This is a genomic window from Vulcanisaeta sp. JCM 14467, assembly GCF_001316245.1.
In the GTDB taxonomy this organism is placed as follows: Archaea; Thermoproteota; Thermoprotei; order Thermoproteales; family Thermocladiaceae; genus Vulcanisaeta.
In genome coordinates this window covers 47,697-67,230 of record NZ_BBDM01000012.1, presented here as the reverse complement: position 1 = coordinate 67,230, position 19,534 = coordinate 47,697, and the positions used below count along the sequence as shown (strand labels likewise).

At 44.1% G+C, this 19,534-nt stretch carries 22 protein-coding genes and 2 pseudogenes; 6 read left to right on the top strand and 18 right to left on the bottom strand.

Features of this window, described 5'->3' with window-relative positions; genetic code table 11:
* Positions 1 to 4: 4 nt before the first annotated feature.
* The 5 genes from JCM14467_RS11165 to JCM14467_RS20155 form a co-directional block, all read right to left on the bottom strand.
* Positions 5 to 784 (bottom strand): hypothetical protein, encoded by a 780-nt coding sequence (locus tag JCM14467_RS11165; RefSeq protein WP_054850197.1) that lies wholly within the window; start codon positions 782 to 784, stop codon positions 5 to 7.
* 64 nt (positions 785 to 848) lie between these two features.
* Positions 849 to 1,529, bottom strand: a complete 681-nt coding sequence (locus JCM14467_RS11160) for a nucleotidyltransferase family protein (protein WP_054850196.1) — start codon at positions 1,527 to 1,529, stop codon at positions 849 to 851.
* Positions 1,530 to 1,537: 8 nt separating this feature from the next.
* Positions 1,538 to 1,876 carry a hypothetical protein gene (locus JCM14467_RS11155; protein WP_252901440.1) on the bottom strand — a complete coding sequence of 113 codons (339 nt, stop codon included), beginning with the start codon at positions 1,874 to 1,876 and terminating at the stop codon, positions 1,538 to 1,540.
* 69 nt (positions 1,877 to 1,945) lie between these two features.
* Positions 1,946 to 2,518 carry a carbohydrate kinase family protein gene (locus tag JCM14467_RS20160; protein ID WP_342765537.1) on the bottom strand — a complete coding sequence of 191 codons (573 nt, stop codon included), beginning with the start codon at positions 2,516 to 2,518 and terminating at the stop codon, positions 1,946 to 1,948.
* A 26-nt stretch (positions 2,519 to 2,544) separates the two neighbouring features.
* Complete coding sequence (locus JCM14467_RS20155; protein WP_342765536.1) at positions 2,545 to 2,904, bottom strand: carbohydrate kinase family protein; 360 nt, start codon at positions 2,902 to 2,904, stop codon at positions 2,545 to 2,547.
* 37 nt (positions 2,905 to 2,941) lie between these two features.
* Between JCM14467_RS20155 and JCM14467_RS11145 the strand changes: the two genes are divergently transcribed.
* Entirely contained in the window at positions 2,942 to 3,484 is a 543-nt protein-coding gene (locus JCM14467_RS11145) for a hypothetical protein (protein ID WP_054850194.1), read from the top strand.
* A 24-nt stretch (positions 3,485 to 3,508) separates the two neighbouring features.
* On the opposite strand, the pseudogene JCM14467_RS11140 reads toward JCM14467_RS11145, so the two are convergent.
* Positions 3,509 to 5,310: pseudogene (locus JCM14467_RS11140) on the bottom strand (ATP-dependent DNA ligase).
* Positions 5,311 to 5,445: 135 nt separating this feature from the next.
* Here JCM14467_RS11140 and glyA point away from each other — a divergent pair.
* The 4 genes and pseudogenes from glyA to JCM14467_RS11120 all read left to right on the top strand — a co-directional run bounded on the left by glyA (position 5,446) and on the right by JCM14467_RS11120 (position 9,161).
* Positions 5,446 to 6,739: pseudogene (gene glyA / locus JCM14467_RS11135) on the top strand (serine hydroxymethyltransferase).
* A 145-nt stretch (positions 6,740 to 6,884) separates the two neighbouring features.
* Positions 6,885 to 7,409, top strand: a complete 525-nt coding sequence (gene fae, locus JCM14467_RS11130) for a formaldehyde-activating enzyme (protein ID WP_054850193.1) — start codon at positions 6,885 to 6,887, stop codon at positions 7,407 to 7,409.
* Between the two features lie 65 nt (positions 7,410 to 7,474).
* Positions 7,475 to 8,590, top strand: coding sequence for a hydantoinase/oxoprolinase family protein (locus JCM14467_RS11125; RefSeq protein ID WP_054850192.1), 1,116 nt, complete (start codon positions 7,475 to 7,477; stop codon positions 8,588 to 8,590).
* A complete protein-coding gene (locus JCM14467_RS11120) occupies positions 8,571 to 9,161 on the top strand; it encodes an amino acid kinase family protein (RefSeq protein ID WP_054850191.1) in 591 nt (196 codons plus the stop codon). The genes JCM14467_RS11125 and JCM14467_RS11120 overlap by 20 nt, the downstream gene beginning before the upstream one ends.
* 35 nt (positions 9,162 to 9,196) lie before the next feature.
* Here the strand turns inward: JCM14467_RS11120 and JCM14467_RS11115 are convergent, their stop codons facing one another.
* The 5 genes from JCM14467_RS11115 to JCM14467_RS11095 form a co-directional block, all read right to left on the bottom strand.
* Positions 9,197 to 9,694 carry a (5-formylfuran-3-yl)methyl phosphate synthase gene (locus JCM14467_RS11115; protein WP_054850190.1) on the bottom strand — a complete coding sequence of 166 codons (498 nt, stop codon included), beginning with the start codon at positions 9,692 to 9,694 and terminating at the stop codon, positions 9,197 to 9,199.
* Positions 9,664 to 9,918: a (5-formylfuran-3-yl)methyl phosphate synthase gene (locus JCM14467_RS11110; protein WP_054850189.1), complete on the bottom strand. Its 255-nt coding sequence runs from the start codon at positions 9,916 to 9,918 to the stop codon at positions 9,664 to 9,666. The genes JCM14467_RS11115 and JCM14467_RS11110 overlap by 31 nt, the downstream gene beginning before the upstream one ends.
* 131 nt (positions 9,919 to 10,049) lie before the next feature.
* Positions 10,050 to 11,126: an ATP-grasp domain-containing protein gene (locus JCM14467_RS11105; protein ID WP_054850188.1), complete on the bottom strand. Its 1,077-nt coding sequence runs from the start codon at positions 11,124 to 11,126 to the stop codon at positions 10,050 to 10,052.
* 138 nt (positions 11,127 to 11,264) lie between these two features.
* Positions 11,265 to 12,161 (bottom strand): triphosphoribosyl-dephospho-CoA synthase, encoded by an 897-nt coding sequence (locus JCM14467_RS11100; protein ID WP_054850187.1) that lies wholly within the window; start codon positions 12,159 to 12,161, stop codon positions 11,265 to 11,267.
* Complete coding sequence (locus tag JCM14467_RS11095; protein ID WP_054850186.1) at positions 12,148 to 13,236, bottom strand: hypothetical protein; 1,089 nt, start codon at positions 13,234 to 13,236, stop codon at positions 12,148 to 12,150. Before JCM14467_RS11095 ends, JCM14467_RS11100 begins: the two co-directional genes overlap by 14 nt.
* Positions 13,237 to 13,351: 115 nt before the next feature.
* On the opposite strand from JCM14467_RS11095, the gene JCM14467_RS11090 reads away from it, so the two are divergent.
* On the top strand, positions 13,352 to 14,251 hold the full coding sequence (locus JCM14467_RS11090) for a RimK family alpha-L-glutamate ligase (RefSeq protein ID WP_054850185.1): 900 nt from the start codon (positions 13,352 to 13,354) through the stop codon (positions 14,249 to 14,251).
* Positions 14,252 to 14,257: 6 nt separating this feature from the next.
* Here the strand turns inward: JCM14467_RS11090 and JCM14467_RS11085 are convergent, their stop codons facing one another.
* Genes JCM14467_RS11085 through JCM14467_RS11055 form a run of 7 tightly spaced genes read right to left on the bottom strand, consistent with a single transcriptional unit; the run spans position 14,258 to position 19,529 of the window.
* Entirely contained in the window at positions 14,258 to 14,698 is a 441-nt protein-coding gene (locus JCM14467_RS11085; protein WP_054850184.1) for a methenyltetrahydromethanopterin cyclohydrolase, read from the bottom strand.
* Positions 14,676 to 15,218, bottom strand: a complete 543-nt coding sequence (locus tag JCM14467_RS11080) for a methenyltetrahydromethanopterin cyclohydrolase (protein ID WP_252901458.1) — start codon at positions 15,216 to 15,218, stop codon at positions 14,676 to 14,678. The genes JCM14467_RS11085 and JCM14467_RS11080 overlap by 23 nt, the downstream gene beginning before the upstream one ends.
* Positions 15,219 to 15,223: 5 nt before the next feature.
* Entirely contained in the window at positions 15,224 to 16,075 is an 852-nt protein-coding gene (locus tag JCM14467_RS11075; protein ID WP_252901438.1) for a formylmethanofuran dehydrogenase subunit C, read from the bottom strand.
* Positions 16,075 to 16,557: an amidohydrolase family protein gene (locus JCM14467_RS11070; RefSeq protein ID WP_252901437.1), complete on the bottom strand. Its 483-nt coding sequence runs from the start codon at positions 16,555 to 16,557 to the stop codon at positions 16,075 to 16,077. The genes JCM14467_RS11075 and JCM14467_RS11070 overlap by 1 nt, the downstream gene beginning before the upstream one ends.
* Positions 16,554 to 17,801, bottom strand: coding sequence for a formylmethanofuran dehydrogenase subunit A (locus JCM14467_RS11065; protein ID WP_054850180.1), 1,248 nt, complete (start codon positions 17,799 to 17,801; stop codon positions 16,554 to 16,556). Before JCM14467_RS11065 ends, JCM14467_RS11070 begins: the two co-directional genes overlap by 4 nt.
* On the bottom strand, positions 17,798 to 19,246 hold the full coding sequence (locus JCM14467_RS11060; RefSeq protein WP_054850179.1) for a formylmethanofuran dehydrogenase subunit B: 1,449 nt from the start codon (positions 19,244 to 19,246) through the stop codon (positions 17,798 to 17,800). The genes JCM14467_RS11065 and JCM14467_RS11060 overlap by 4 nt, the downstream gene beginning before the upstream one ends.
* Positions 19,206 to 19,529 carry a molybdopterin dinucleotide binding domain-containing protein gene (locus JCM14467_RS11055; protein WP_054850178.1) on the bottom strand — a complete coding sequence of 108 codons (324 nt, stop codon included), beginning with the start codon at positions 19,527 to 19,529 and terminating at the stop codon, positions 19,206 to 19,208. The genes JCM14467_RS11060 and JCM14467_RS11055 overlap by 41 nt, the downstream gene beginning before the upstream one ends.
* Positions 19,530 to 19,534 lie beyond the last annotated feature (5 nt).

Below are 19,534 nucleotides of genomic sequence, written 5' to 3'. Positions count from 1 at the left end.
GAAATCACCCCTCAATCTCAGCCTTCAACTTCTCATAAACCTCCTTACTGATCTTGCCATCCCTATACATCTCCTCAAGCTTAGCCAGGGAAAGCTTAAGCTTACTGACCTCAGGCGTCACCGTGGTCATTAACAGCCTCTTATAATGCTGGTTAATTGTTGATTCAACTTCCTGATACCTGGCGTTCAGCTCCTTAAGCTTATCACTAATCTTATCAAGCTTCTTCTGAATACTATCCCTAAGCTTATTGTAGGCATCATCATTAATAAGCCCCATACTCCTCCTAAGCTCAACCTCCTTAAGATCCTCAGTGTACTTATCCCGAATCCTCTCAAGAATGACCATGTACCTTCTCAACCTAGCCTTCTCAACCTCCCAACTCTGCCTAGTTGATTGTACAGAGTTCTCATAATCCTTCCACTTATCATTAAGGGTCTTAGCACTACCCTCAAACCTGGATATTATCGACTCACTACTCCTAATCAACTCATCCTCGGTATCACCCGTAACCTCGACGCGGGTAGTCACTGCGGTAACCTGCATGGTAGTGGCTATCTGCTGGGTCTGCTGTTGAGCTTGTTGCTGTAATGGCTGTACAGTCTGTGAGGGCTTGGTCTCGGCCTTTGCCTGAACGCCCTTGGTTTTCATGTACTGAACATATATTGGGCACTCGAAATAATCACCAAAACAATACCATTGAAATGGATTGATCGGCCTCTGCGCATACATACACATATAGCCGCTTGCCGTCCTTTCAAGTCCTGGACAAACAGCCCTAGACATTATTAATAATTCCCTTATTTTAATTGTTTATATATATTGCGTTGAATGATTTATGGTACAATGGTCATGCAACCAATGAGTTAAGGTAATCCTGAGGTACCCCAAGGTCAACATAGTCGGCATCGGCCAGGAAAACCATGATCCTTGCATTGTTTTGCCGTAGGTCCTCCACATACTTATTCATATCGAGTCTCTCCTTACTCAATTTCCTAATTAACAATCCCTTCATTATGTATATACCAGTTACTATCGGCAACGTTATAACGGGCTTCTCAAGCCATCCCTTAAACTCACCATTGGGGCCTATGTCAAGTACGCCGTACCTAGCGGTTAGTTTGTACTTAATCGAGACTATAGTCATATCGGCATTGCTTAACTTATGATAGTCAAGGGCCTTCACCAAGGAAACGTTAGTCAATACATCACCATTAATGACTATTACATCATCATTATCATTAATGAGTTCCTTCACATACCATAACTGCCCAGCAGTACCTAATAGTTGATCGGCCACTACGAATTTAATGCCAGGCATTGAATTACCCAATATGGATATGACCTTATCAGCCATGTATGCCGTCACCACTATCACATCATCATATTTAAGGCCCTGGGATAAAACCCAGCTCAGTATTCGTTCAATGATTAGGCCATCACGAAGCGGCAGGTATGGCTTAGGGACTAGGTAGGTAAGTGGTCTTAGCCTTTCACCAAGCCCTGCCGTTAAGATTATGGCTTTGATCATTGGGTGACCTACATGTAGTCCTTAAGCCCAAGCTTCTTTAAATGCCTATTAATTACTGAGGCTTGTTGATCAAGCTTCCTAGCCTCCTCAACGATATCCCTCTCCTTGGCCTCCATATTCCTAAGATCGAGCAAGCACCTACCGTCTGGAGCCATCACGTGGGCCTCGCAGACTGCGTACTGACACTTATACCCTATGCAGGATCCACCAAATAGTGTGCATTGGGTAATTATCCTATTACCCTGTCTGGCGATCTTCAAAGCCTTCTTGGCGCACCTGAAGTATTGGAAGTTACACCAAGTGCCATCACAGTACTTAACCTTAACCTGTACGTTAACCTTAGACACGGTAATCCCCTAACTCCCAATACAGAAAGTAGTCCCTACATATATAAGTTTTTTCCATTACTAAACAACTTAGGAAAGCTTATTTAATATTTCATCTGCCAACTTGGCATATCCAAGGGATTCGAGGAAATCAATGACCTCATTTAACCTGGGCGATGACCTAGCACCTCTCCTCATGACTTTAAGTGAAGCTGCTGCATTAGCGAAGATTAACTTATCTATTGGGTCTAGGTCGAGTACGGAGGCGACCACGTAGGCCGCTGCGAAGGTATCACCAGCACCCGTGGTATCCACTGGAGGAACCTTAAACGCATCAGAATACTTAACCTCACCATCCCTAAGCAGTAATGCCCCACGGGAACCAAGCGTAACTATCAACTCCCTAACCTCAACCCTACTTGCTATATTCTCCGCAGCCCTAACAACATTCTCTGAATGCCCCAACTCCCTCGCCTCAAAACTATTCATGAACCAGATATCAACATTGTTAATGACATCCTTAATTACGTCAAGCCCCTTCCTAGCCAATGGCGTGCCCCCATCTACCGAGACCGTTAATCCAAGGGACTTAGCAATCCGCTTTGCCGCCTCAATAATTTCAACCCTACCGAGAGCTACATGAACGTGCGATACACCACTCATGACATCACTAGTAATATCATTGGGCGTCAACCCCAGGTTAGCCCCGGATACCTAATCATTCGCTTAGACCCATCTAAGCCGACGATGACCACCACGGTACCCGTCCTCTCATGACTAACACGCTTTATAAACCTGGTATCAACACCCTCTGACTCCAATTCCCTAATTAACATGTCGCCAAATTGATCATTACCCACGGAACCCAGGAACCTGGAGCCAAGCCCAAGCCTAGCCACAGCGACGGAGAAGTTTGCCGCGGAGCCTCCACCGCCCATGTAGGTCTCGTAGGCATCAACGGATTCATCAGGCCTTGGTATTGCGTCAGTCTTAATGTAAATGTCTAGGTTCAGATTGCCCATTGACAGTACTACCGACTGCTTCTTCACGCGTAGCTTTATTAACTGGACTTATTAATTCTTAACCGTGGAAAACACAGTAGATGTTAAGAAATTGCTCGAGCTTAGGGATAAGTTGGATAGCAGGATTAAGGAGCTTCAGGAGGAGCTTGACTTATTGAATGAGGTTAAGAGCTTTATTGACAATATAATTAAGTCGCAATCAATAGTCCCAGCTACGGAGTTAGTGAGTAAGCAGCAGGACCTTGGCAAGCTGGTGGAGACGAGAGAGATAAGGTCTAGGGTCGGTAATGAGCTGCTGGGTACGGTGGAGGTTTATGAGAATGGGATTAGCATTAAGCCGATAAAGCCATTCAATAAGGATAACACGGCGTTCAGGAGGTTCTTTAAGGATAAAATACTCGAGGGCTTCAAACAGGAGGATGATAAACTCGTTAAGGACGGCCAGTTGAGACGTGAGGAGGCCTTTAATTATGAGGTCAAGCTTGATGGTGATAACGTGGTTGGCATAGTCATTAGGAATTACAGGAGCGATGAGAGGCTTAGGGAGATAATTAGGGCGACAAGGTGGACGTTGGAAAGGGTATTGAAGGAGGAGGGCGGTGAATAATCGTTTAATCAATCTAATGCACTCCTACGGGTTCGCACCCTCCTCTATCTTCACCTTCTTCTGCTCCTTATACATTTCGAGGATTTCATCCACCGTGGTCGCCTGCTCAGGCGACTTATCAGTCCTATAGCGCCCAGTGAACCTCGGAAACCTAATGGCTAAACCAACATCAGGCCTAATGGCGCCCATGCAGCACGTGTGCAGTGGGCTCAGGGTTATCTCAGCACCAATTATCTCAAGCACCACGGCTGGCACGAACCACACGTCTGGTTCCATCTTAGAGACGACCCTCGGATGCCTATGCGGTATCCTGTACGGGTCAAGCATCTGCTTAAGCTTCACCAGGTCCTCGTCCGTGAATCCACTACCCACCTTACTCACTGTGTAGAACTGGTCAGTCTTCGGGTCGTAAGCAGCAATCAGTAGTGCGCCGTAGGTCCCAGCCCTCTTACCACGGCCCCAGAAGGCACCAACAACCACTAGGTCCAGGGTATCCGTCAACTCACTCCTATAGTCACGCTTATACTTAATCCAGAGCCAGCCCCTGGCGCCCATTTCATAGATCGAGTCAGCCTTAATGGACTTACACATGACACCCTCACAACCATCGCTTATGGCCTCATGGAAGAACTTATCCAACTCCTCAGCATCATTTATGACCCTCCACGTGGCGAGATGCACATACTCACTTGGTTTGAGGATCTCGAGTAGCTTCCTCTTCCTATCAATGAGTGGTAGGTTTGTTAAGTCCTGGCCATCAACATACATTACATCAAATAGGAATATGTTGACTGGGTATTCCTTCATTGCCTCCTTGATATCGTGCTTCCTCTTCCTATGCATCAATTCCTGGAAGGGTCTAAACTCACCCGTGTCAGGTCTATCGCCACTATCTCACCCTCAACAATGAACTCCTTGGCATCAATAGCCTCCTTAACATACTCAGCCACATCCGGATAAGCATACGTTATGTTCTCAAGCCTCCTACTGAATATCCTAACCTCCCCATCCCTAGTCTTATGAACCTGAGCCCTCTCACCATCATACTTATACTCAACCATGGCAATACCACCCAACTTAGCCAGGATCTCTGCGGAAGTGCTTAACCTCTCAGCAAGCATTGGTTGTATGGGCACGCCAGGCGTCACATGAATCTTAGCCAGCGCATTCTGACCCTCTTGAGCAACCATCTTTGCTATGTAGCCAAGGTCTGGGTAAATGTGGTAAGCCCTCTCGAGGGCTTCCCTAGGCACCTTATAGGCATCTGACAAGGCGTCAAGTATTGTCATATCAGCAACACCAAGCCTCAACCTACCAATTACAAACCTGGCAATGTACTTAGCCTCCTCGGGCTTAGCCCTTGAGAATAGGTAGGTTAGTAGCTTAACCTTAGTGTCCTGGGCACCTTCACCACTCGCCCTTGCTATGGATATTAATGTGTCGTACACCTTACCCATGGTCAACTCCTCAGTTGCGCCACCGCCGAAGAACTCAAGTATTGACTTACCACCGGCCTGCTGCGGCTTACTACTCATTATTCTCCTTGCGGTCTCGCCAACGTCACCGAGCCTCTTGTATAGGTCCTCAACCTGCTTAACAGGCACGCCGGTGGCGTTGGCAATGGCCCTGAAGGTGAGCTTCTCAGCAACACCAAGCTCCACACCCTCCCAGTCAGGCCTTAATTGACCGAGTATGAAGTAAATGACCTTATCAATAACGTTTGGTGGAGTCTTCTTGAGGAGCGATGAGAGTAGCTTAGCCATCACAGTCCTTTGAGTAGTCGCCTCAATACTCTCGAGTGCCTTCACAACATCGATAAACTTAATGTCATTACTACTGGTGGCCATCTCTCTCCTATTCTGCGTAGAGATTAATTAATCCACCGCTTCGTAATACCCAAAGGAATAGGTTAATTGGGCAGGATATTAAAGCTTTAATAGATTAGGGCTTATCATTCTTAAATGTCGTTAGATATCGATTCAGCACTAAGTAGGGTTTTGGACCTTGTTAAAGTACATAATAGATGGCGTAGGCTGGAATCCATAAATCTAATAGCCAGCGAAAACGTGATGAGTCCACTGGCGGAGTACGTCTATCTAAACGACATGGAGGGTAGGTACGCAGAAGGTACGTTAGGTAATAGGTATTACCAAGGGACTAAGTACATTGACGCCCTTGAGGGTTTGCTCACAGATATAATGAGACAATTATTTCACGCAAAGTTTGTTGATGTAAGGCCTATATCAGGCACCATAGCTAATACCGCAGTCTATGCGGCGTTGACGGAGCCTGGCGACACAATACTCTCAATACCAATAACGGCAGGTTCACACATAAGTCATAGAGCCAATGGCGCACCCGGTATCTTAAGATTAAAGGTAATGAATTTACCCTGGGATAATGACGAATTTAATGTAGATGTTGATAAGAGTATAAAGTTGATAAGGGAAGTTAAGCCGAAGATTGTAATACTGGGCAGCTCCGTATACTTATTTCCGCACCCAGTTAGGGAGCTTCTTGATGCTGTTCATGAGGTTAATGCCGTATTACTTCATGATTCAGCCCACGTACTTGGCTTAATCGCTGGTAAGGCATTTCCAAATCCACTTGAGCTAGGTGCTGATATTATGACATCATCAACTCATAAAACCTTCCCTGGTCCTCAGGAGGGATCATTTTCACAAATAATGAGGAGTTATTTAGCAAAATACAGAAGGCGGTATTCCCCGGCTTAACATCTAATTATCATCACCATAGGTATGCCGCAACAGCCGTGACGGTATAGAGATGATGAAGTTCGGTGAGGCCTATGCTAAGCAAATAGTCGAGAATGCGAGGACCTTAGCCGAGGAGCTACATGCGTTAGGGTTTAACGTAGTTGCTGAAAATAAGGGATTTACAAGGACTCACCAAGTACTTGTCGATGTTGCTAAATTAGGTGGCGGCGCTAAGTCGGCAGCATTGCTTGAGGAGGCTAATATAATCGTAAGCAAAACCGCACTACCGTGGGACAAAGCATTTAGGGGCGAATTAAGTGGGCTAAGACTTGGTGTTCAGGAAATGACAAGATTCGGAATGGGCAAGGACGAAATGAAGGCAATCGCTGAGTTCATGGCTAGGGTATTAATTAAGGGTGAAGACTCAGGCAATGTGAGGAAAGAAGTCATTGAATTTAGAAGGGAGTTCACGATGATTAAGTATGGATTTCACCCAAAGGATGTAGGCGTTGACATTGATCTTAGGATTCTCGTATAATTACAATAATTTCCTCGAAATTATTTAATAATTTGTCATAATTGTACATGAAATAATATATTCATCGATATATAGTTATTTTTTATAATTATTAGAGGAGTAATGCTTTAATATTTAAGAAGATGCTGCATACCGGTGATTAAGCATGTCAAATGTAAGTAAGCCCAAGCTAGGTATTAGGTTTGGTGAGGCTTTGGTTGGTGAAGGTAATGAGGTTGCACACATAGACTTAATAATTGGTGATAAGGACGGCCCAGCAGGTATCGCATTTGCTTTTGGTCTTGCGCATCAATCGCGTGGACATACGAAATTATATGCCGTAATAACCCCGAACTGGCCGGCTAAGCCGTTCACGTTGATAGTTCCTAAGGTGACTATTGAGAATATGAAGCAGGCAGAGATGATCTTCGGCCCTGCTCAGTACGCAGTTGCTAAGGCCGTTGTTGATTCTGTTGCTGAGGGTGTTATTCCTAAGGATATAGTTGATGATGTCGTAATAATTGCTGGCGTATTCATACACCCAGCGGCTAAGGATCCCGATAAGGTCTATCAATATAATTATGAAGCCGTTAAGCTGGCTATTAAGAGGGCCATGACGGGTGAGCCGAAGATAGACGATATATTGGCACAGAAGGATAAGCTAGCCCATCCGTTCTATCAAAAGAAGTGATTCGGCGGTAAATCCATATAAGCTTAAAACCTATTATCAATACATTCTCTTCTTGAGATGAATTCATGAGTAAACCCTACGAATCATACACCGTCGTGGGCTTAGACATAGGCGGTGCGTACATTAAGGCTGTAAAGTTAAGCGTGGGTTCTAATCGAATTAATATAGATAATATAATTCGGGTTTACAATCCCATCTGGATAAATGGTGCTGATTCATTATATCAGAAATTGAACGAAATTAAATTACGCCTTAACCTGAGCAGTGAGGGTAAGTACTACACCGTATCCACAATGACTGCTGAATTGAGTGATGTGTTTGAAACTAAGGATGTTGGTGTTAAGTACATAATAAATGCTGTTGAGGACGTTTTTAATGACTCACTATCTAATTACTACGTATCGAGCGACATAAGACTCGTTAAGGCAAACGAGGCATTAACTGACACACTAAGGATAGCCGCAGCTAATTGGGCAGCATCTGCCTGGTACCTGGAGAACTGCCTGAGTAGGGCTTTCAATCTCATTAACTTCGTATTCATAGACATTGGCAGTACGACAACGACGATAATACCCGTGATAAATGGAAGGGTGACTGTAAGGGGTAGGACGGACCCTGAAAAATTAATTGTTGGTGAGCTAGTCTATACAGGTGCCTTAAGGGCTAATGTGGCGACCATAGTGGATAAGGTACCCTATAAGGGCTACTTCGCCAGAGTATCCTTTGAGCGTTTCGCACTTACGGGGGATGTTCACCTAGTTTTAGGCTATATAAGTTCTGAGGAATATACGTCAGAGACAGCGGATGGTAGGGGTAAAAGCATTAACGAGGCCATGGTTAGGCTCTCGCGTGTTCCCTGTGCAGATACTAACATGCTTAATAGTGACGAGATTATTGAGATAGCCCGGTACATATATGAAGCCCAGGTATTTAAGGTGTTTGAGGCATTAATGCAGGTTAGATCATGGATTGCGTCAATGGGATTTAAACCATCATTATTCGATGCAGTTATAGCTGGCATTGGTAAGCATATAGCCCGTGAAGCGTCACGTAGGGCTGGGTTTAGGGGCATTATAGATATCGACCAAATGCTAAATGCGCCAGTTAGTGGCGTGTTTCCTGCATATGCAGCTTCATTAATGCTTATTAAGGGTGAGCTCAATGAAGAGGTATGTCCTTAAGGTTAGTGGTCACCTAATTAAGTATCCCAGTGTCTTAAGGGAATTGATAAATACAATATATGATATTCATCATAGAGGTACAGCATTCATAGCGTTAATTCCTGGTGGTAGTGAATTTGCGGATTTAGTTAGGAATTTACAGGAACGGGTGGGGTTTAATGATGACGTTGCTCACTGGATGGCAATAAAGGCGATGGAGGTTTACGGCTCCTACATCTCAAGCATGTTTCCAAGCATTGTCGAGGAGATTACCGATCTAAATGAGGTAGTGGCAATTCAAGATAGAATTCCGTTAATAATGCCCTATGAAATAATGAGGAGTACCAATGAATTACCCCATACTTGGTCCGTTACCAGTGATTCAATAACCCTTTACTTAACGCATGTGCTAGGTTTTGACATGACAATACTCGCGAAGATGATTGACGGCATAATAATTAATGGGCGACTCATAAGGAGGGTAAAGGCTGATGATATGAATAGTGATGTTGTTGATGCATATCTAAGGACCCTAATTAAGATGTTCAATAAGGCGTCGCGATATTCAATGCTAGGAAGCCATGGGTATTAAATAGCATCATTAGCGATGCTGATGACGAATACACGTTAATAACTCCCTAAGTTACTCTTCTCAACCTGCAGGATCTTCCTCTTCAACTCCATCACTAGGTCCCTCCTAACCCTTCCATTCCTCCCACCCTGACAAGCTGCAGTCCTAACGCCAATCACGTCAAAACCAAGATGCACAGCCATACTAATATGCTCGATTCTTAATCCACCAGCCAATGCCGTGAAAAGACCATACTGTTTCGCCTTACTAACGAAGTCCGATAAATACTGATGCGTGAGTATATCGAAGGTTGAGTATCCACCCTTACCCAACGTATCTATCATTACTCCATCAGCACCAACATAATTAGCAATATCAATAACGTCGAACGGTGATAATGTGTTAAATTTCTGGAAATCGGCATAACCCACAAGGACAACCTTAACATTATGGGAAACAGCGTTCACAACCTCATGACCTATCCTAATAGCCTCCTCCCTAGAGTTCGTTTTAATACCGACCTTCACATAATCATAATCCAACTCGCTAAGCACGTAGGCGTATATGCGAGGTATTCATCATAATGATCCACATCACCCAACGGCGCACTCTTCTCCTTTAATTTACCAATCTTTAATGCAACCTCCCTCGCCACACCTAATGATGGAAGGCCAAGACTTCCGCGCTCGGTATTTTTAACATCAATAATATCAGCACCGCCATCCACCGCATCTAGGATTTCGCCCGGCTCCTTAATACTGACTAGAAGCTTTACCATTACGAGGACGGCTCAACGGCATTATTTAAGCCTTACTTAATGCAAAATAATGTTTATATCGTACACTAAATTACTTAATAATGGTTTAATTCTTTGATAGATTTTAATTAAATCATCTGCCCTGCCTACCTCTAACTTCTTTGAAAAACAGAAATAACCTCTTTATCAATATCATCAGTACCTAAATTCTTTTCAGAATCATTGTCGTAAAGCACATAGTATGCGTAACCATTTACGGCATCACCTAAAAAGATAGTACCCATGGCATCTTTACTATATGTACTAAGGATATGCCTACCAAAACCTGGGTAAAGCGAGACAATGCCAGCGATAGAGGTTGTTGGCCTAGGATTAACCTCAATAATGTGAATGCCACCATCATTCCAAACCACGTCTAACCCCACGTAGCCCCTCAATTCAGGATAACAACTAAAGATGCCATGCACCAATCCCTCAACCTCTCGTTGTAACTCCCTCTTCCTAATCGGTAGTATTCCTCCAATGAAGTGAAGGGATCCTGCATCATTCTTTATGAATTGAAGGTTTAATGAGTAGAATAATGGACCATTGACACCATACACGATGGAAATACTACCATGCACGCCATTAATAAACTCCTGAAGAACAGCCATACCGTCGGGATCACAATTAATCGCATATGCTAAGGCCCTCCTTAATTCATAATCATTATTTACCAGGTATACGCACTCAGACCCAGCTAGGTATGTAGGCTTGACAACAGCTGGTGAATGAAATTGCTGAACATGGTTATTCACATCATTGGAGGTTATCAATTCAGTTTTGGGAACCCTAAATCCACACTTACTTAATTCCTTAATTGCATCGTATTTATTCGAGAAGAGCTTAATTAGGTTCTTGGGCGGTTGAAGTAATTTGCCATCATCAATAACATCAACTACCTTAATTAATTCCCTGGGAGGCGCTATCGCAATTACGTAATCAAAATCACCACTCACGCGCTTAACCTCGTTGAAGTAATCATGAGGATCAACCCTAATGACATTACCATTAATGGGTAATAATGAGGAACTAATAAAGGGACTAATAGTCACACCCACATAAGCCCTACTAACAATTAATGATCTGACCAGAGACCTAACCATGGCAATTGCCTCGGGCATTAAGTCAATAATGGAATTATCGCCATAGTACGTACTCAAGACATACTCCGTAATGAGTACTTTCATATCAATAAACCCCCTCATAGGCGGGATAAATCCTTTTGGTACGTTAGAATCATTGCATAGGCCTTATAAGGCGCTTTTGTTTCCAAAGGGAATAGAGCGATATAGCAATAATAATTAAATCGGCGGTTGATCCAGGATTTACCTTGCTTCGTACAACTTCTCATCAAACCTCACGACTTCCTTCTCGCACATCACCCAATCATCTATGCATTGAATTAATTTACGCGCCTCATTTCGTACATACGCGGCGGTCTCACTACCATACTTACGTGCAATTACTGGATCATCCTCTCTCGATAATTGGTAAATATACGTCTCTACGACAGCTCTATTCCACTCTCCATGAATCCTTAATCTACTGAGTAAATATAATGTCAATTCTAGGCTCCTTGGGTATCCTTGAACGATTTCGTTAGAGTTTAGGTCGTACCTTGATGAGTATGATAGGACGTCCCATAGGGTTATTCCTCTGCCTTTAATCTTATTAATGAATTCTGGGTCCCATACATTGGGCATTTCTCCAGTATAGTCCGTTGCTTTTATGTAGCTTGGCGCTGCGGCCCTAACGGCTTTGTAGTAATTTATTGCATCATTCATCGTTGAGTATCTCCTTAGGAGATCCCGTGCTGTAATTAGTAGGTTATTTAACTCGACTTCGTAATTATTAACCCTTAGGTAACCTAGGGCTATTGATAGTGGCGCAAGGAGGAGACTCGATCCAAGGTTTGTATTTCCACCACCGCTTATACGCATTGACTCGATAACCACATCCCTTATTAAATCGCCGTAAACATTAACTAACCTAATCCCCTTAGCCAGGAGCATGCCCCTACGTAGCCCTCTTAGCAAGTGCATTTGCGATACGCTAGATGCCACTAGGAAGTCCTCGAACCTTATATCAGTAAAGTCATGTAGCCTATGCACATTACCAGGCTTTGGATATGCGGCTGCCTCGAGGGCTAAACCACTCGATAGATAAAGGGCGTAAAGGCCAAGTCTTCGCCTTAAATTCATTATTAATTTAATGCCTGCCATTATTGAGCATCTTCAATGGTTTAATAAAATCCTTACCCTGGGCTTCGTATGTGCCAACAACAACCTGTGCGTATACATCGCCGGTCTTAAGGTCGTGAACCTCCTCGATTTTACCATGCACGAGTATTTCATCACCTTCCTGGGCAATGTCCATGTAGAGACTTTCATAACTAACAACCTGCTTCACCTCAACCTGGGGCTTACAACCATCCAGGATATAGACATCCCTCACCTGGTATACGGCAGGCATGAAGTAGGAGTCCCTGGAATCAATGACTCGAGCCCTTATCGTTGCGAGACAAAGCGGTTTATGAACCCTCTGCTCCCATTCCTCGGTTACCTCACTCTCAACCTTAACCGGGTGTATTGAGAATGGCCTACCTCTGTAGATTCCCTTATTCCACCTATACCTAGTGAGTAGTACCCTGGTCTCGTCAGCCGTGAATGGGTGGGCAGTAACAACCTCATTAACCCACTTAGTCAATGCGTCACCGCTTAGCCTTGAAAAGCCGGACCTCTCATCATCATAAAGCCTAAGCAGTGCCTCCTTTATTGGCTGGGCATTTGATGAGCCGTACACTACGAGGTCTATGTCGGAGAACCTGGGATTATGTATCTTTAGTAGTATTGAGCCCGTCACGCCAAAGCTATCTATTGGTACTCCAGATTCGTTGGAGAGCTCATTAACTAAATCGATGACTAGCTCCTCAAGTTGGTCCTTAGGTCCTTCGTTAATTATCTCCTTCAGCCTCTCCTCAGGCTTATAATGTGTCCTTATTCTGTCGATGGGTATTTCCGTAAATTCAATGTTCTTATACCTATCATGAACGATATACTCAGGATACCTCTTCCTCAAGTACTCGCTTGCTCTCTTAACCTCTATTGCGCTGTATATTGGTATCATCCTTTGATAAGCCACGCCCTGCCTGCTCCATATCGTGCCTGACGCCGAATTACTCATTACATACTTTAGGTATGCGAGGACTCGACCCTTAGGATGAACATTACCAACTACGCAGAAGATCATGCCCTCATTAGTCTCTAGGAAGTCCCTATCCCTAAATCCCCTATTCACTACTTTTCTGCCACATTATGCCATATAAAAGTATTCAATGCCTTCGTTCACTTTTGATCACCCACGATTGAGTTAGGATAGATTTTTATTTATTCGCCATGAAGCCATTAATGGCATGAAGATCGGCGTAATAACCCGAAACCCCCAGAGCTTTGCGACATCAAGGCTTATTAAATCCCTTGAGAAATTGGGTCAGGAGGTTATATCCTTTAGATTTAATGACATTGTTGCGTATGTGGGTAATGAGGTTAAGCTCTTTGTGAGGGGCATAAACATTGTCAGGGAGCTCGCCGCAGTTGTTGTGAGGCCTATAGGACGTGCAAGCCTAGATCAAGCACTGCTCAGGATAGACCTTCTATACGCATTGCAGGAGAATGGTGTGCGTGTTTTCAATAGGCCTGAGGCCATAGAGAAGTGTAGTGATAAGTTTAGGTCATTATACACATTAAGCATGAATGGCGTTCCAGTGCCAACCACTATTGTCACTGAACGATCTAGCTTAGCCATGAGGAGTCTAGATATGTTAAATTCTGACGCCGTTGTTATAAAGCCAATGTTCGGGTCCCGCGGACATGGTAGTGCAATGGTAAGAAAGAGAGAAAGAGATATTCTGTGGGAATTAGTTAGGTCACTTACTTACCATAGGCACGTAGCGTACCTACAGGAGTTTATTCGCCATGGTGGTGTCGATATTAGGGTCTTCGTACTCGGCAATCAAGTGCTTGCAGCAATGTATAGAAGGGCACCACCCGGTGCTTGGAAAACAAATATTGCACAGGGCGGGGCACCCATTAGAATTGATAAGTTGGATCCCGAGGTCGAGAAGGTGGCGCTAAAGGCGGCGAGCACCCTGCACTGCGATATTGCGGGCGTTGACATAGCCGTGGTTAATGGTAGGCCCGTGGTCTTTGAGGTCAATAGCCAACCTGATTGGAGGGGCTTACAATCGGTGTATCCTGATAAGGACATAGCGCTTGAAATAGCAAAGTACATAGTGAATGCTATTAGGCGGTAATGTAGATCATGAAAGACCAAGCGCCTTCTTAAGGATATCCTTATTGATGCGGCCTGCCGTGTATGTCCTGCCTGTCTTAATGCTATTTATTGTAATAACAGCTGGTGCGAATATTGATGGGTCGACCTTATAAAGGAAGTCCCAACCATACTGCATTACGAGATCTGTAAATGATTTGCCGTAATCCTTAGATGAGGAACTCGGCGCCTTATTTACTACATCCTTTACCAAATCATCATTATCAACGTCAACGGTGAAGTACGTAATACCGCCATAAAGTAGCATGTCATTTGTTCTCCCAGCCATTATTAACGGATCCTTATGGAGCGGTGCTATTGGGCTTAGTCCAAATCCATTCATTACAGACCTTAAATCAAACTTAAGCGTATCCAACTTGTAGAGGCCGGTTTCAACAATCCTCGCACTAACCTGTATTGAGCCAGCCATTGACGCTGGTGAAACGAGGACTAGGTAAATGGAATCTTTTTTTCACGCCAGTCTCCTTTGCGATATAGTCCACAACCTCATCCGTTGGATACTTATCTGTTTCGAGGACGAGCACGGCCTCATCGGATGTTTCATCATATCCATAGACCTCATACATCTTCTTTGGCTTCTTAGCAAGTGCGCGGGCAGGCCCTGAGCCATTGGCAAGGAAGTCCTTAACCTGAACCCTCCAACCGGCTAGCTGCGATAGAATGCACGCCTCCACTGGGTGATCCGTAAATACCGACATCGCAGGTACGGTAACACCATCTACATCATACACCACTAGGCTAACTGAGGCCAAGCCGCCCATGGTTATTCTCGATACCGCAAGTCCAGCGTTAATTCCACCAGGCACCTTAAGCCCCGTGTCCACAATTGTTGCGCCATTGATTTTTAATGTTGATACATTATACTCCCTCTCATGGTCTATTAGGTCCTTAACTATGTCCACGGCAAGCCTATTCATGGAAAGCCCCATAATGATCACTCAAGCAACTTCCTAAACTCCTCAAGCAGCTCCTTATTATCCTCATATGATACCTGAAGTAATCCATGACCGCCAACCAACGCATCGCCTATGAAGCTCATGAACGACTTATTAAACGTGATACCCTTAACCTTTAGCGGTTGTATGAGTGAGTCCACGTAGAAGCTGGGTAATAAGGCCTCAACAGAGCCGTTAATTACGATCCTACCACTACTCATCTCCAGGCCTGGGTATAGCCCGCAATTGCCCTTAATTATTATTGTACCACCAACCATATGGTTGCCAACGCTATTCCCAGCGTCTCCATCGATTATTATCGTACCGCTCTTCATTCCACTACCTATTTCTGAACCTGCATTGCCGTGTATTATTATTGTCCCTCCCTTCATGCCCTTACCTGGCTTCTCCCCGAGTAACTTAGCGCCAATCCAATGCTCCGCATTACCGAAGACCTCTATTGATCCATCCCTCATCTTGGCGCCTAGGTAATTCCTCACATTACCATGAACAACTATACTACCACCCCTCATTCTATACCCAATAAAGTGCCCTGCATCACCATTTATTGTAATACTACCCTTACTCATTTTATAGCCTACGAAGGATATCTTATTTATGCTTCCATCAATCACTATAGCAATCTCCCCCGGATCCTTAGGGGCCTCGCTTGGTCCATCAACATCGAATAAGTCCTGCAGAGTGATCTGCCTACCGCCCTCAAGAATCCTCAGTGAGAGTATGCCATTTAATTGCTTACCAGCGAAGGAATCCGGTGTTATGCTTCTCGCATCCACGAGCACTGACGGTTTATCCTTAAGCCTTAGGTGATAAGTTACGGTCATCCTCATCACCTCAATAATGTGCGTATATTCACGGCTTTAGGCCTGAGTAATTCATTCTCATCTATTATGAAGGATTCATACGTTATGGAATAGTACTGCTTTATCTTATCATGAATGAACCTATATAGGTCCTTCTCCAGGGGCTCAGGGACCTCCGGATTTATGTAGTAAGTGCTACCATTAACTAATGGGTTGATTATTTCACCATTTCTAACTACTATCTCGCCATCCTTAATTACAAGCCATGCCCTTCTAAATGCCCTAATAACCTTATCATACTCCTTACTTAGGTCTATGCGTGTTGGGTCTATGTCATAAATAGCCACATCAGCATCAGCACCAATGCCTAAATGACCCTTCGTTTTCTCCAGACCAAGTAACTTAGCTGGTGATGCCCTAGTCATAAACACAATGTCATATAGCGTAAGCTCACGGTCTATAGCTGGTAACGCGCTCCTCTTAAGCGCCCTTTGATTAAGCTTTTTCATGGTATCTTCCTGGCCTTCTTGCTCATCAGCCACGCAAATATTAATGGATAATCCGTGAACAAACCCGCATTCGGGTGATCAGTGGCTATGAATACGCGTGATATATCCCTAGCCAATAATGCTACCTCCAGCCCGATTACCCATTGCACAGTGTTTACATAGTTCTTCTTCTTGTACTTATACGGTACAATACCCGATGCGCCATCGGACTCTATGTCTGAGCTATACCACTTATTCTTCATTATGTGGTAAAGCACGAATTGAAATGTCGCGTCAGCGGTCATCGTGGTTACTGCACGGTCAGGTATGGCCTGCCCCAGATCGAGCGATACGTATGGATTACTATTCAACTCCTTAGCTATCTCCTCACCACCGCTTTCCAATGTCGACCAGGAATCGCCCTTATAGCCGGTGAATTGCACATGCGTAACATGCAGCGCTAATCCCTCACTCACCCTGTGAATGTTCAATGCTAATTCCATGGTTCTAAGCGTGGTAGCATAATTACCTGGAAATCCCAGTCTATTACAGTGAACATGCAGCTTATGCGGTAAATTCAGCACCTGGGCCGCCTCGGCAATACTCTTAATAATGTCCGCTGGTGTAAAGTTATACACAGGTAATTCATCAGAAATATCAAGTCCCCTACCCTGAAGTAACCATGCAAAGTCAGAGCCTGGATCAACAAGCTTAAGGGCGTAGGATTTAGTTGCCTTTAAAATCCATGATAGATACGCAGCAAGCAATTTGGGGTCATTATTCGTTATTAAGTCGAGGAGCATCCAATTTGAGTCTACAACTACGTACGCCATCTTATCGATTATAGGTATGGCATTTAACTCATGATGAGTATGGCGCGTCATAACGGGCGGCGTAGCAGGCTCAGCAACTAATGTGTAGCCCATTATCGCATATTCATAGCCAATCCTAAACACGTTCGGTGTTGATAGCCCAGTCTCAGCCCTTATGTATGGGAATACGCCAGGCTTATTCGTGGTATAATGATCCTCGGGTCTCATCATTCTCCCAATATTTATCTTGGGACCTGCGATGTGACTATGAATATCGATGCCTCCAGGCATTACGACCTTACCGCTGGCATTTATTACGGTTATCCCCTCCTCCGGATTTAACTCTCTTGGGTCCACGATTTTCCCATCCTTAATGGCTATGTCCGTTACCTCTCCCTTAATGCCATTAAGCGGGTCAAAGACATACCCATTCTTAATCAGGATTTGCGTCATGCTTTACCAACCTTCTTATTAATCACTCTATCTATAAGTAACTTTAATATTTCATAATCACAGAGAACGCCAGGTGGAGGGTCAAGTATCTTCTTCATCCTAATTGGTATCTTATCCATCCTATAGGCTGATCCCTCACATTCAATTCCGGTCATACCACTTGGTATTATTACGTCGGCAAATGCCGTGGTTAAGGACCATTTTGGATCAATGACTATCACCGGTATCCTAGACAAGTGCTGTACGGCCTTTCTCGGAAAACTTGCCACGGGGTCGTGACCAACTATTAACGCGGCATCAACATCGCCATTAATTAATAAGTCCATCGCGGTAGTGACACCCACGTACATCCTTGAGAATCCCCTAGCGAAGTCCACGGCATATGGATATCCCGTTAACCAAAGTGAAGCCTCATTGGACCCAACAACGTTGTAGTGACCTCTCATTGGCATCACAGCAAATTTCGTATACTCATTTAAGTCCTGGACTAGCTTCATTAGCTCCTCAACGCTTCTATGCTTTACTCCGTTCTCGGTTATCCCCAAGCCATACATTATGACTCCGTACTTAGCTGAAGCCATCATGTCAGCTAACTTGTAAACCATGTCACGTGGAACCCCAGCCACATTATCTACCTCAATATCTAAATCATGCAATGCCATCCTAAGTGCGGTTATTAATTCTACGTCCCTGCCAGGTTTCACTTGTATGAATAAGTCTGCCATGTTAGCTAATTCCGTCCTCCTTATATCAATAACTACTATCTTTCTATCTTTCCTACCACCAATAAACCTACCCTTCGGCACAATATTCCTTGATAAATGATTAACGTGGGAATTAATGGGATCGGAACCCCAAAATATTACTAGGTCTGCTAAGTTTATTACATCACTAAATGTCGTGAATACGCCTCCGACTTCTTGCACGGCTAATGACGTTGGCCCATGGCAGAATGTACTTGGATTATCAACGGCACCTCTCAATAATTCGGCTAACTGTATTGCGTATTCATCCGTTTTGACGCTTGTAATCGAGAGGCCGTAAATTAATGGGTACTTGGCATTAACGAGTATATCAGCAGCTTTATCAAGGGCCTCCTCTAGGCTAACTTCAACAAGCTTATCATTAATCCTAATGTATGGTTTTAATATCCTATCTTTATGATAATTGAGGAATTTAGATACCGACTTAGCGCAACCACCGATATTACGCACGATCCTATTACCAGTAATCTCAATTTTTAGATAGTCACAGAGCTCAGCACAGATCGGACATGCAACGTTCTCAATAATTCTCTTCTCACCACTCTTGAGGGGTATATCGGTACCATGCGGTATTTGCAGTACTTTTGCACTAAGTATCCTGAGTATTTCCTCAAGCGATGTGACGGGTTCTGTCGTTGTATCAACAAATATTTTTTTCGTTCCTAAATGATGGAACTCCAATAGCGTCTGTACCCTCTGTAATTAATACATTAGCCCAGGGGCCTGGTGGTAGGAATATAGTACCACGGGGAATCCCATCCGTGACCTTTACATTAACTATCACGCTCACTCCATCCCTAGACATTAGCTTCACTCTATCCCTTATTCCAAGCACCTTAGCATCCTCGAGATTCATTTCTGCCGTGCTCACTATACGTAAATATTCCGGCGAGAACTTGCCATATCCCTCCATGTACATTGCCTGACTAGTTTTTCTCTCGGTATTTAGTATGAATTCCTGCATTATCG